This window comes from Streptococcus oralis (assembly GCF_001075875.1).
GTDB lineage: Bacteria > Bacillota > Bacilli > Lactobacillales > Streptococcaceae > Streptococcus > Streptococcus oralis_I.
Genome location: NZ_JUOS01000007.1, coordinates 1 through 15,706, shown reverse-complemented (window position 1 = coordinate 15,706; position 15,706 = coordinate 1). Strand labels below are relative to the sequence as shown.

At 41.8% G+C, this 15,706-nt stretch carries 2 protein-coding genes; both read right to left on the bottom strand.

What is annotated here, in order from left to right:
• Window positions 1-112: 112 nt before the first annotated feature.
• A complete protein-coding gene (locus ADM33_RS00345; RefSeq protein WP_049502688.1) occupies window positions 113-8,470 on the bottom strand; it encodes an SIALI-17 repeat-containing surface protein in 8,358 nt (2,785 codons plus the stop codon).
• 156 nt (window positions 8,471-8,626) lie between these two features.
• Window positions 8,627-15,658, bottom strand: a complete 7,032-nt coding sequence (locus ADM33_RS00340; RefSeq protein WP_080982665.1) for a SpGH101 family endo-alpha-N-acetylgalactosaminidase — start codon at window positions 15,656-15,658, stop codon at window positions 8,627-8,629.
• Window positions 15,659-15,706: the final 48 nt, after the last annotated feature.

The window sequence follows — 15,706 nt, the reverse complement described above, 5'->3', positions numbered from 1 at the left end:
ATCAGCTTTTACAGCCCTACTCAACTGTGCGGAGGTGGGACGACGAAATCGAATTCTAACAAATTACCGATTTCTGTCCCACTCTCTATGACTTGGATGCTATGACATCATTTTATTCGTCATCTTTTTTCTTTCCCATTGCAAACATACCAAGAAGTGCTCCTACAACACCAACGGCTGCAAGGCCAGCATTTTCTTTAGTACCTGTCTCTGGGAGCTTGTATAGATGACTTGCAGGTGCTTGGTAGGTCTTATCTTGTGACATAGCAAGAGCTACAAGAGACTGCTCATCTGCGTATTCTGGAATTTCATGGATTGCTCCTTCTGCCCCATTGACACCACCTGTGAATTCTGGACCTACTTCCTGAACAGTTGCTGCTTCACCATTCACTCCACCAGTAAACTCTGGGACTTCATGAACAGCTGCTTCTACACCATTCACCCCACCAGTATATTCTGGAACTTCATGAACAGCTGCTTCTGCTCCATTGACACCACCTGTGAATTCTGGGACTTCTACTACTGGTGCTGGAATCTTGTCTGCTTCTGTTGTAGCTTCAGTATACTCTGGAACTTCATGAACAGCTGCTTCGACACCATTTACGCCACCTGTGAATTCTGGGACTTCTACTACTGGTGCTGCTTCATCACCTGCTGTGCCAATAGCTTCAGTGTACTCTGGGACTTCATGAACAGCTGCTTCGACACCATTTACGCCACCAGTAAATTCTGGGACTTCTACTACTGGTGCTGGTTCGTCACCCTTACTTGTAGTTGGAGCTGGTTTCTCTGGTTCTTCCGGAAGTTCTTGGTGGAAGGTCGTCATTTCGTAGAACTCTGGTTTGCCACCTTCCCAAACAACTTTGACATCCAACAATGGCGCTTTTTCTCTCACTGCAAATGTTTGGAAGCTTGAGGTAATTTCACCTAGTTCTGACCAAGCATCTGCTTTATCTTCTTTCAGAGTACGAGCAAGCACACGAGCTTTCACTCCTTGAGGAAGACTTGAAACAAGTCGGATATGGTTAGCGTCTGTTGGTTCTGACAAGTGGTAAACAAGCTCACCTTGTTCTTTCTCAGCCTTATAGCTTGTCAAGACTTTGCCATCTACGAGGTTCGTATAAAGGTTGCCTTGGCTTTCACCGCTGTTTCCTTCTACAGTTGGGTCATTGATTGGTTTCACGAATTCACCATCATTGATCACCAACTCAGTGAAGCCTACAAAACGAGCATCATAGTCTGCTGTAAATAGAACGCGGAGATAGTTGGCTTTAACTGGGCTTGAAAGTTCACCCTCGATATAGCGATTTCCTGGCATCTTAGAATCATGTGTCCATCCATCTGTCAAGGAATCATCACGTGTTTCATTAGCAAGGCCGTCACCAACTGTCACAACATCTGTCCAAGTCTTGCCATCTTGACTGACTTGAATCTTACCATCACGGAGATAGTTTTGAGTGCCGTCTTGGATGTAAGCTCTAATCTTCTTAATATCACGTTCGCTACCAAGTTTCAAGGTAATATGACCATCTTTACGAGCATAGTCAGAAAACTCTACGAAGTTATTGTAGACACCATCAAATAATTGATCCAAGTTCTTGATCTTACGAACGTCGTTTCTACCGTATGTTGGGTGGATTCCCATTGATGTAGAATCAAGTGTGGTTGGCTGAACTTCTTTTGTCTGAACAAGTAGAGATGTTGCTGTCACTGCTTGTTCTTGGTCAGTCTTATTAATCAAACGAACATAACGTACCAAGGACTTATCAGTCACTTGATCAGCTGGATACCATTCTTGAGCATTTGGAGAGTATTCCAAGTTGAGAGATGGATTTTCTGTACCAAGTGCTTGAATGCTTTCAGCTTGGTGCAGACGATCAAGTTTCATACCCAAGTAGCTATTAGCTGGAAGCTTAGTTCCGCTTGGAATTTGAAGGTCATAACGGCCTAGGCTGTCATAAACTGGAGTTGACTTCAAGCTCTCAACGTTTGTATCAGTCAATTCGCTATTGCCTGCACGTGTTTCAACTGAGAAGTCAGCGATACGCCACCATAGGTTGATGTTCTTAGTATTGCGAACACGAACGTAGCGAGCTGAAATTGGAGTTTCGATTTCTTTTGTTTGTTCACCAGTCAAGCGATCCAACTCTTGCCATGAGCTACCATCTGCAGAATATTCAAGAACACCTTCTGCCAATTTATCTCCTGATCCTTGAACCAAACGAACCTTGGTCACAGGTTTAACTTCACCCAAGTCAAGTTGTACCCAACCATTGACTGGAGTTGTGTCTGTTCTATCAGCATTTGCAAGCATGGCTTCAGTATTATCACGTCCGTCTGTAATCTGACCAACTGTTGTGTTGTACTTGTAAATAAGATTTGGACTGATAGTCACAGTAGCTGACTGTTTAGCACGAGTAACTTCCACAGGACGGTTCACAGCAATTTCTCTTACGGCAAACCAAGTATTTCCACGATCTGAAGTCGCAATCATACGAACAGCTTTGGCGTTGATGTTGAGGTTTTCAAACTTAAGCAGAGGTTCATTACCAGTGTAGCTTGGTTCTGAAAGGGTTACCCACTCATCATTTTCATTGAGATACTCAACCTTAGCGTTGTTGAAGGTATCACGAGGATTTGCTTGAGTTCCCATTGCAAAGGTCAAGTTTTGAACTGGAACAGCCTTATTAAATTTCAAACCAATGTAGTCACCAGTTTGAATGCTGTTTGGTGATTTGATCAAAGCATGTGTTCCCAAATCACCATCAGTCACTTCAGCAAGTCCACCTTCGACACCTGTACGGTTTGTGATAAAGCTACTAAGGACTTGGTCAGGATGCAAGGCTTTTTGAACTTCTGTTGCAAGGATTTCACGAAGTCCAAGCAAGAATGGACGGATATGTTGAACACCCAACTCAGCTCTTTCATCATGGTCTACATAATGGAAGGTATAAGTTTGAGACTGTTCATAAAGTTTTAATCCCTTATAGTAACTATCCCAAAGTTTTGCAGAATCGTTCTTTTCAATAGCTTCTGTACCATCAAGAAGAGCACTCAAGGCGTCCATTTGGTCAATAGTATTATCCAACCAGTAGTGGATTTGAGCACGCATCTTTTCATCACCAGATGCTTTATAAAGTTGAGCTGCTGCTTTTAGTTTTGCAAATTCTGCACGCAAGTCTTCACGCTCTGCACCAACATCTTGACCAGCTTTCAACTTAGACATGAAAGTCGCCAATTTCGGTGCAAGTTCAACAGATTCTTCCAATTTCACGACACGACCATCCATGTTTTGGTTGATCATATGTTTACCAAGTTCACGGAAGGCAACAGATGTTTCACTGTCAGTAAATTTACCTGTTTCAACAAAGTTGAAGGCGATGTCATTTACTTTCTTAGCTTCTTCTTCAGACTTCCATTGTTTCCATGCATATTGAGCTGCAGAGAAGAGGGCAATCTTAGAAGGCTCAGATTGTTGCATTGGATTCAACATGATACCTGAAAGAAGGCTTGGGTCCACATTTGGATGAAGGAATTTCTCACCGCCACCCAAAATCAAGTGTTGTTTAGAGTTATCTGTAACAGGCCAGTTAATCCATAGAGAAACTGGGCGGTAGGTCTTACCTCCTGCAGACAGATTATTCTTAAGGTTTGAAAGGAAGCTTTCAGAAACTTCACCCCAAATCTTACCACCAGTAAGGGTCATAGAAGTTGAAGTTGGAAGATTTTCGTTTAGAGATTTCAACTCATCTTCACGACCATTCCCCCAATACTGACCTGGGACAAAAATCATTTCCTTACGAAGGCCAACATAAGTTGCTTGTTTTTCAGTCAACCAATCTGTCATGTCCTTCATCAAGCGGTTGTAGCTATTGTAGCCACCAACTGGACTTGGAGCATCATCGGCCAAAATACCGAACTCACGAACGCCGACATCCATCAACTGAGTGAATTTAGCCTTAATAGTTTCAAGGTCTTTTTGGTAGTCAGTGTCATTACCAAAACGAATACGGTTGTTCATGAATGGGTGGATGGTCCAAACATAGCGAGTCTTGTTTTGGTTTCCGACACGAGCCAACTCACGAATTTCAGCTAATTTTTCTTCTGGATAAAGTTCACGCCATTTCTTGTTGTGGTATGGATCGTCTTTTGGAGCAAAGAAGTATTGAGTCAACTTCAAGTCACCACCAAAGCGCATCAATTCAGCACGATCAGCATTGCTCCATGGATTTCCATAGTAACCTTCGATAAAACCACGATTCTTAATTTCAGCGTAGTCTTCAACTGTTACATTACGCAAGACTGGAGCTTCGCTTTCATTAAGCATGTGTTTGAGAGTCGTCAAACCATAGAAGACAGCATCTGTATCCTTACCGACGATAGAGATTGTATTGTTCTTGATTGACAGGGCATAGGCATCAATCTTATCAAAGAGTCCTTGAGAAATTCCAGACACTTCTTTTTCGGCCTGTGAATTTTGACCATGAACACCAAGGTAGATGTTGGTAGCACCTGCCACTGCTGTTTGACTGCTTGTGTAAGAAATTTGATGATCTTGTAGGACACTCTTCAAGCGGTTACGAGTATAGATATCTAATTGATCGCCCATGACAAGATTGACTTGTTTATGGAGTTTCGTAACACCTTCATCGTAAGTTACTTTTTGTGGTGTTGGGAAGACCTTGTACTCTTTCTTGAGATAATCTTGACTTTGGGCTGCTGCAGCAACTGCCTCGTCGCTTGTAGGTTTCGTAGCTACAAAGCTATCAGCAAGTTCAGTTGTCCCATCACCCATTTCCTCAACTTTAGGCTTTTCTGGAGTTTCAGGTTTTTCTGGTGTCACAGGTTTTTCTGGTGTCACAGGTTTTTCTGGACTAACTGGTTCTTCTACTTTGTTAGTAGAAACTGGTTTCAGAAGTTGAATTTCTGCAGCACTACCAAATCCTGCAGCACCTGCTAGAACTTTAAATTCTACCTTATCGGTTTCAATAGCATCAAAGTTAACTGTTTTCTCTTTGGCATTGTTTTCCCAAGTTCCTGAAGCAACTTTAACCATTTGACCATCTTTTTGAGCATAGATTTCGTAAGATGTCACGACTCCGTTACCACCACCTGGACGTGGAAGATAGGTCAAACCATTGACTGTTTCACTTGCTTTCAAGTTCATTGCAACTGTGAATGGGGCTTGATCTCCAGTCCATTTTGAATGCCAGAAGGTATTTGGATCATTGTCAAAGGCTTTTTCTACTGGACCTTCTGCATTGGTTCCTGGTAATTCTTGACTAGTTGCAGAAAATGTAAAATGATCATTTGGAATCAAACGTGGATTTACGAATGCTTCATTTGACAACTCAGCACTATGCAAGATGCCTTTGAAGCCACCGATTGTTTCAAGTGGTAAGACTAAGCTATTATGAGCCAAACGTGGATTGGCTGGATTTGCAATCCGTTCAACCTTTTCACCGTCCACATAAACTTCTGTTACTTGTGGTTTAGTTACAACAGAAATTTGATAGCGTTTGTTCTTTTCAAGTTTCTTGTTGAATTGGATATGGAATTGTTCAAAAGTATAGGCAAGATAACCATCCTTATCCGCAAGGTAAAGTTGGTTGTTTCCACTTGTTGAGAAGGTTTGTTGGCCATCACCAGTCACTGTCACATCCAATTTCAAGACATGACTTGGTCCAGCATCACCAACTAGGCCTTCGATAGTGCTATCTTTTTCGAACTTCAAACCTGCTTCAGTCTTCTGTACTTTCTTAGCAAGATAATCTTTGACAGTCTCAGGATTAATCTTGAACAAGTCTTCTTCAGATACGGTCTTATCTGGATTAGATTGAGGTGCATAGACACTTGCTGGTTGGATACGGTCTGCATAGGTCTTTGCTGCACGGTCTGAACCCCAGGTGCGTTCTGCAGTAGACTGCATACTCTTGAAGAAACGTTTAAAGATATCGTAAGAAGTAAGTCCAGTTTCATGGAGGTCAATATTATCATTCCAGACTGCATGACCACCACCAAGGATATTTGGATTAGAGGCTTCTAGGCGTGGTCCTCCCCCTGTTGAGAAGTCATTTGGTGTCCAGCGATTGTATTGAGTTTCATAGTTTGCATAATCTCCATATCCACCTTGACTATTGCTTCCACTTGGAACACTATAGGTTGGAATATCTGTGATATTGATAATCTTAGCGCCCTGAGCAATGGCCGCTGCTGGTCGTTGCCAACCAATACTCCAGATATCAACTTCTACATCTTTCCAATCGACCGGCGTAGTTCCTTGTTTGGCAGAGAGCGAACCCCAAATACGCGGTGTTAGGCCTTTGCCTTTGATGTACTGGATCATATCATTGACATAGCGACGATAGCTTTCTGGACTTCCATAGTACTCATCTGTACCGATATGAACAGTAGAAACGCCATGAAGCGGTGCATCTTCACCATCGAGCAATTTATCATAGACTGATTTGACAAAAGCGAGCGTTTCTTCGTACTTGTTATCCAAGTCCAACATAGCTACACGTTCTACATTGTGTTTTCTCGCACTAAGTTGACCCTTGTACATCAAGTCTGGACGGACCTTAACAAATGAAAGGGCGTGACCTGGTGTGTCAATTTCAGGAACAAGGTTGATATGCAAAGCTTTAGCTAACTTGATAATTTCTTGCATCTCTTCCTTGGTGTAATGTTCTTTTGATGTTAATTTTTCACCATTTTCACCGACAACATCAGTTTCTACACGGAAGCCTGTCTTAGCATTTTTAAGAACATAGTCCAGTTCCTCTTGAGGAGTAAGATTTTTCCCTGCTAAATGATCTTTTAAGAAGATATAGTTGTCATTCAAGTGCAACTGCAAGTCGTTCATCTTGTAGTAGGCCATATTGAGCATAATATCTACAAGCGTATCATAAGGGATAAACTTACGACCTGTATCTAGCATAAAGCCACGGTGACTAAAGCTTGGGAAGTCACGGATTTCTCCGTTTTGCAAATCATTTTCACCCATTTGAAGAAGGGTACGTGTAGCATAAAATGCTCCTGCATTGGTTGCAGCTTCTACGGTGATAACTCCATCTTTAACAGTGATACCATAGCCTTCCTTGCCATAGCCCTTGTCTTTAACCTTTTTAAATTCGATCCGTTTTTGAGCTGTTTGATCACCTGTAGCGATTTCTAGCCCACGACTTTCAAGGTCAGTCTGATAGAATTTAGCTTCTTGACCAAATCCAGAATCACCAACTGAAATCACGGTATCAGCTGTAATAGAAGTTTTGCCTTCAGTTCCATACCATTGTTGAACTGCTGGAGCAACTACTGGTTTAGTGCCAACACCTTCGTCTGCATGCAATCCTTTAATAAGGACTTCAAATTCTTTTGTGAAGGTATGAGTATCCTTGACTTGTTGGACCATGACCTTAACAGTTTGATCTGTTAAGGGTTTATAGATTTTGTTATTTAGGTCAACAACACCCTGTTTGTTGCTACCAATTAAGCTTACTTCACCTGGTAATTTAGGCAAGACCAGTGATTTCCCATCTTCAGCAACCGCCAATTCTGTCACTTGGCGAATATCTGTTGGTTTGCTAGCGTCTGGAATGTTTGAGTAAGCTCGAATTTCTTGAATTCCAACATTTTTCCAGTTCATTGTACCTGCTTGATAATCTGTAATTTCAAGTTTAAGGTATTTGGCTTGGATAGCTTCTTTCAAGTCAATTTTTTCATCAAGAAGAGGATTCCCTGTTCTTTGATAGGCCAACTTCCATTCTTTAACTCCTGATCCATTCACATCATCCTGGCCAGCGTAATAGAGGTTCCATGATTTGATATTTGGATCATTTTGTTCACCACGAACGCGGCGGTCCCAATCAATCTCCACATACTTAATCACTGTTGTCTTTTCAAGAGTAAATTCGATTGTTGGTTTCTCAACGTTTTGGTCAGTAGCCCAACGAGTATCAGGTTTCCCATCAATCGCCTTTTCTGCTGTGTATTGTGTGTTGGCTTCATGGTTTGATGCTGTAGCAGAAGCTTTTTCTAAATGATTGACATCTGGAGTTTCGACCAAATCTTTGGCCACTGGCTTTTCAGCAGGTTTAGCTGCTGGAGCTACTTCTTCTTTGGGAGTTTCTGCTGGTTTTGAAGCCACTTCTTCCTTAGGAGCAGGAGTTTCAGTTGGTTTTGGAGTAGTTGTTTCAGCTGCAGTTGCCCCAGTTTCTGACCCTGCAGGTTGTTCATCTACAGTTCCAGCACTTGCTTCTGCTTTTTCAATAGCTGCTGCTATATCTGCTGGCAGTTTATCCAGAGGCTGAGCTTGTGTTACCGTACCTTCTGTCTCTGCAGGTCCTTCTGTTTCAGCAGCCTGAACTGCACCAGCACCAAAAATGCTAGCACCAATCATAACAGAAGCTGCGCCGATTGTAAATTTACGTATACTGTAATGACACCGTTTCTCAAAAAAATGTTTTCCCATTTTTTCCTATTTCCTTTCATACGCTCACAAGGAGTAAGCGCTCTCATTCCCCTTTAGAAAAAGAGAGGACCTAGAGGGTCCTCTCTGGGTTTTCTTTTTCTCCACGACAATGAATGTGGAGTCTAAGCTCTCTTTTAATGAAAACTTTTTTGTATTTTAATCTTCTTTTCTTTTTGCAAGAAATAGAGCAGACATTGCTAGACTGAGGCTGGCAAGGAAGAAGAGAGGCTCTGACTTGCTAGTACCAGTTTCTGGAAGTTTATCCTTCGCTTCTTGTTTAGCTGCTACTTCCTTCATTTCTGGTTTAGCAGTATCAACTGATTTCTGATCAAGTTTTTGTACTGCTGCATCCTGTGGTTTATGATCCAGTTTCTCTGTTGATGGAGTCTGTACTTGACTTCCAGGTTCCTCTGTTAATGGAGTTTGTGGTTTATGTCCTGGCTCTCCTACTGATGGCGTTTGTGGTTTAGAAACTTGTTTATAAACTACTGCAAAATGTCCTAGCTGACTAGTTGTAAACTCAACTGTACCTTGACCATTTGTAAAGCTTACTGCCTCACCTGATGCAGTGTAATGTACTCCAGCTACTTCACCAGAAACTGGAAGTCGAACGAGCACCACACCCTTCGCTTGAACCTCATGCTTATCTTTATCAACTAAATGAAGAGCATAAGCATCAAATTTCACACCTTGTAGACTTTGATCTGTTACTTTTTGAACTTTAAGATTAAGATCTGTAGCCAAATCTCTTGCAAGTCCTGCAACTACAACTCCTGTAGTCTTATCTGATAAGACACGAACACCTTCAGTTGGTTTGTCTACTGTAGGTGCAGCTTGGTCACCTGCTGTTCCGATTGCACCTGTATACTCTGGAACTTCGTGTACAGCGGCTTCAGCTGCATTCACACCTCCAGTAAATTCTGGAACTTCATGGATAGCTACTTCATTTCCTGCGGTTCCTTCAACTTCACTATACTCTGGAACTTCATGAACAGCGGCTTCAGCTGCGTTCACTCCTCCAGTAAACTCTGGAAGGTCATTGATAGCTGCTTCAGCGCCATTTACACCACCTGTAAATTCTGGAAGGTCAACAACTGGCGCTGCTTCGTCACCCTTGCTTGATGTTGGGGTTTCTGGTTTAGGATCTGGAGTTGGCTCTGGATCTGGAGTTGGGGTAGGTGTTTGATCTTTCAATTGATCAAGATAATCTGCAAAGTATTCAATCATTCTATTTGTCAAGAGATGATTGTCTGTTGCAAATTTCATGCTGGCAACAACACTTGCTACTTCCTCTTGATTGCTCTTATCAGTCAATTTTTGAGCTTTAGCCAAGGCCGCTTCATAGGCTGCTGTATCAAGACCTGCTTCAGCAACTTGAGGACGAGCAAAGATCAATTCTGCAGCTGATTGATATTGGTTTTCTGTATCACCGTAGGTTCTTGTTCCAGTTAGAACAATCTTTTTAGCCTTGATAGTCTTACCAAAGTCAATATCTTTTGGTTTATTATTGTTAGCCCAATTGGTTGCATTGAAGGTATGCTCCTTACCTGTTTCATCCGTTACTACAAGAGTAACATCTCTCAAGTTACCATTTGAACCTGAACCACGTGGAACATAACGGAAGCCTGTGATTTCAGTTGGTTCCTTCAAGACCATGGTTGCTGGTTTGCCAACATCTCCTCCGCTCCATGATGTATGCCATAGACTTGACACGTTGCCATCAAAGGCATTTTCAAGACCTTCACCAGCCTGAGCAGGAGCCGAAAGACTTGCAAAGTCATCTGCTACAAGAGCTGTTTTCTTCATCACTAAAGCGTCTTTAAGAGCATTGACCTTAGCAATTTCAGACTTAGCTTCTTCTACACTGATGTCATCGTCTGCTTGGCTGAGGTTGAAGACTGCTTCTTTCAAAGCATCCATTGTTTCTTTGGTGTAGTTAGTCATGGCTACAGTTGGAAGATAGTTCTTGACAGCATTTTCTGTCATCATCTTACCAGTCAAGACAATTTCTTCGATTTGAAGTTTGTCCATGATGAAGTCATTGTAACCACGGAAGTTAGCATTACCACCAGAATCTCCACGTGTGTTGCTTGCATTGCCTGTAGAGTAGATACCTACCCATGTATCGCCAGTTTCAGCACCTGTCACTAGGAAGGTTGCACGTTTCGCTTTCTTAGAATCTGTCCAAGTATTTGGCAATTCATGCACTTCCATATTGCTCGTTTGACCAGATTGGAATTCTCCCTTACCGACTACAAAGGCATAAGTGTTGTCAGAACCAGCTTCATAGTCAAATGTAATACGGTAGGTCTTGCCAGCTTCAAAGCGGAAGTTTTGTGGAATTGTTTGGTAAACCAAGTTTCGACGACTTACGAGACCATTTGTCTTGAGTGACCAATTTCCTTCGATAACGTCATCAACTTTCTTGCCATTCCAATCACGTTGTGTGTATGGACCATGTTTTTCAGACAAGTGAGTACGGTTGTCTTCAACACCTTCGATACCACCGATGACAAATGGGAAGATACCTTGGCCGACATTTTCAAAGTCTTGTTTGAAGACACCTGTTGCCGTATCATGACCGTCACCGTACATATTGGATTCATTTTCAAAAGTACGGATTTCATCGAAGTAAGTTGCCTCATCTCCTGCTTCACGACTCAAGGTCAAGGTTACATTTGATACATCTGAACCTGTTGTAAAGAAAGCATACATGTTTTGGAAATAACTTGTGTTACCAACCGTTGCATTGCTTCGACGAGTATTGTGAGCATAGGCTTTTACATAGTTGAGGGCGAGTGACTTGTTGGTGTAGTTGGTTACTTCTTTTTCACCAGTATTAACAGTAATACTTGCTTTAGCATTACTACGGTTGTCTACACCGACATAGACTGCATATTTAGTATTTGGCTTCAAGCCAGTCAATTTTTGAGTGAGACTAACTTTTTCTTTATTGCCTTGGATGCGGAGCATTTGGTTTGCACCTTGAGACTTCACGATTTCAGCCTTAGAAGCATCTCCAGAAATCTTCCAATGATCCAAAGATTCACTGTTAAATCCTTGGTCATAGATATGCATTCCTTCACTCCATGACATTTCAGGATTTGTCTGTTTAGAACGATAAAGAACATATGGTTGATTTGCTAGTAGGTCAAGGGTAATCTTACCATCTTTCACGGCAACTTCTTTTTCCTCAGTTTTACCTTGGTCAGTTAGTTTATAAAGGTAAACCTTACCATTTGCCCAGTCGCTAGGAAGTGTCCAAGTTGTTGCACCTGCTTCAGTATTGAAGTAGTACATTTTTTCCTTGTCACTCTCAAGCTTATTACCATTTGCATCCCAGTTCCAAGGCGTCAAGTAGGCTGAACCATCTTGAATCACACGATCGTTAAGCGTAACAATTCGTTCACGGTATTGTGGACTGTTGACATCATTGGATTTACGAGTTACAACAACCTTGTTATTTGCAGCATCGACCAACTCGACTTTCATTTCTGGAGTCCATTTATAGGTACTACCATTGTCAGACATGGTTACTGGTTTGCCATCTTCCCATTTGCTGACTGTGAAGTGTTGGAAGTACTTAGTCATAACATCATGAGCAAACAAGTTTGTTACATAACCGTTATAGTCACTTCGTCCTTGCCATCCTTCAAAGTCCTTCATGCTATAACCGCCTAGAAGTGGGTAGTCAGCTGCACCACCATAACTTCTGTAGTCACCAACCCAAGAATCTTTTTGGTGGTTACGGATAAAGCGAGTGATGGCACTGTTAATACCTTTATTTGTATAGCCACCGTAGGTCAAGTCAGCTGCCCAGTGTTGGAAGGTAGAATCATATTCACCACCATGACCCCACTCAATAGCAAAACGCCAACCTTGTTTGTTAATCTCTTTCGCAATAACGTGAGTTGCCCAGGCACCGTTGTCACCTGATTGACCGTTCCCCCATACGTCGACATAGATGAAGTCTAGACCTTCACCCAATTCTTTCTTCAACTCTTCCCAACGAGCTAGACGCCCATGAGCGAGGTCATAACCAGCATCAATGTTGATACCTTGGTCAAGCCAGTTCCAACCGTAGCTGTAGCTACCATCTGCATTTTTACGAAGAATATCTTCATTAAAGTATTTAGACTCTGGATAGGTTTCTGAAGCGTTGACGTGGATACCGAGATGGGCACCATATTTCTTAGCTTTCTCAATAAGAGTCTTAAAGTCTTCAACACCACCGATACGTTTACCGATATCCGCGTAGTTCAAGTGACCAGAGTCATGTCCTTCACTTCCGTATCCCTTAAGAAGTACACCTTGACCAAGACCATCGGTGTGGAGGTTGATCTTCTTGATACCATCCAAGGTCATGAGGAATGGGTTTTGCGCTTGTGAACCAAAGTTCATAGCGATACGGTAAGCTGTAATGTCTTTAACTTTTTCCCAACCTTGAGGGTTGTTCATGATACTACGGTAAGCGATGGCACCATCTTGCCAGTCAACCTTATGGTCAGCATTGGCATCTTCAGTGATGACAACTTTTGCACTTGGAAGTTCTTGAGTGTATGCTGGGAAGACAACTCCATTGTGGGCTTTTTCCCATTGCCATTCAGAGCTATGAATTTCCACGTAGTTAGCATTGCCAATCGTATTCTTATAAGCTGTCAAACGTGTCCAGTCGTAAGAACCACCACCGTAGCTATTTTGTGAGTTACTCCATACACCAGCAGCGAGTTTATCTGTTGAAACAAATCCATACATATAGCCTTTGGCTAATTCTTTCATTGGATTTGTTACTTCGATATGGTCATCACCACTGACGTGAGTGTTGTTTGACATGGTTGCCCCATCAAACTTGGCTCCTGCTTGGTCGCTAGAAACAGATACCAAGGCATTTCCTAGGAAGCTGATGGAAGAAAGTAATTTACGTTCGTCATCAATCTTTTGTCCTGGTGTCACTTGGTTATGGTTGACAATCTTAGTCACATCAAAGTGAAGTTGGTTGTCCACTACTTGCAAACGAACGGTCATATCTGCATTGATGAGGTTTTCCTCATCACGGAGTTTCATTTCATACTCGGCAGTCGTTGCGTTGACCTTTTTATAGGTAACTTCAGGAGTCACAGCATGCTTGTTAATCACCACTTGATTAATTGGTTGCACTTGACCTGGAAGTTTGTTGCCATTAAGGACATATTCTTTAATACGTGGGAAGGCTTGGTCAATGACTGCTTTCAATACTGTAGATTCGATCGTGTCGTACTTGACATTGCTATCATCTACTGTGTCGCCCTTTTCTTTTTCAGCGGCTTCTTGATCGTTTTTCACACCTTCTTGGTCATCAGTTTTGACATTGACAATTGTTCGTTCGCTACTGTTATAGGTTCCAGCTTTAAGAACAATTTTCTTCTCATCTTTGAGTTTGTCATTTACTGCAGATGGCAAGGTCACTGTGTCAAAGAGTTTGACATCATTGTTAGTTGCATTGAGCTGTCCATCTGATTTAAGGCTAATCGTCAAGTGATTCTCAGAACCATTTACTGGAGCTGCAACACGTCCACCTTGGTACCAAAGTCCACTTCCATTTGACTTGTATTCCCAGAACCATCCGCCTTGGTCATAACCTACAAAAACGTTGTTATCGGTATCTTTAAATTTCATAAAGACACCAAAGCGAGATTTACCTGTTTCAGATTCTTCTTTAAAGGTCAAATCAACTGTGGCATTTCCATTAGCATCGACTGTCAAACCATCTTTTTCAAACAAGGCTGGTTTCTTACCATTGTCATTTTGAGCAGTTGAAGCTAGTTGGTTGTAACGAACTCCATTTTCTTCACGGATTGTTACTGTTCCCTGTTGGTCTTTATTTTCAACCGTTTTCCATTCTGGAGTAACTTCTTTTGATTCAGTCGGTTTATTCTCAGCTGGCTTATTTTCTGCTGGTTTGTTTTCTGCTGGTTTGTTTTCTGCTGGTTTATTTTCTGCTGGTTTATTTTCTGCTGGTTTATTTTCTGCTGGTGTTTCTTCTTTTGGCTTATCTTCCTTAGGTTTATCCTCTTTTGGTTTTTCTTCCTTGTCCTCAACTTGTTTATCGAGAGCATCTAGACCAGCTGGTTTCGTTGTTTCAATACCCTTGATGTAGTTTTGAATCCACTCTAGCTGAGCAGGTGAGAAGAGAATACCTCCACTACGTTTACCAGATACACCATTTTGGTGGATACCAATCAATTTCCCATTTTCATCGAAAATACCGCCACCACTAGCACCTGGTTCACTTCCTTGATAGCTAATTCCACGAACACCTTCTCCGTGATTATTAATATCCTCAACAGTTGTATTCAAAATCGGATCAAGTTCGCCTTTTGGATAGCCAAATACATGAACCTTATCTCCTACCTTAGTTGTAGCAGGCTTGTCAGTCACTTCAACTGGTGCATTTGCAAGAGGTGTACGAAGCTTAACGATTGCCAAGTCATTTTTATATCCTTTGAGGAATCCTTCACGATCCCAGTGTTTTACATCATTTTTACTGAATTTGACGTCTGGTGCCCCTTGGTAAGAAATTGTATAAACATCGTCATCACTTTCAACATTATCAGCTACCTTACGATTATTGCCATCTGGAACATCCTTGATAAAGTTATGAGAAACAGACAAAACGAGATTTTCTCCGATAACGATACCACTACCGAGCCCAGCAGAGCTTTTAATTTCGACAGTCGCACCGTAGTTTAATTCTCCATTTTTTGTTTTAGCTACTTCTTCTGGAACTAAGCTTTTATCTTCTTTTTCTAGTTCTTCTTTTGAGGCAGTGCGGCCATTTCCTTCAGCCTTATCAAGTTTTCCACGTAGTTCTTCAGGAAGAGTATCTGAAGCTGCTGAGCTTGTTGCAGTTGCAGTTTCTTTTTCTTTTGCCAGCAATTCTTCTTCAGTCTTTGGTCCTTCAGTTACTTCAGGAGAACCCTGATCTTCACCAGGTTTTGGTGCTTCAAAGTCATGCCCATCATCCTCTTTAGCATTGGCAAGAGCTGCCGCCAAATCAGCTGGCATATTCGCTGTTGAACCTGTTTGTGCAGAATCTGCGAGAACAGTGCTAGTTCCAAAGAAAGCTGCACCAATCATAACAGAAGCAACCCCTAATGAAAATTTCCGAATACTATATTTGCAACGTTTTTCAAATAATCCTTTATCCATCGGTTTTTTTGTTCCTTTCAGTTTACCAGGTAAGCGTTTGCATTTTAT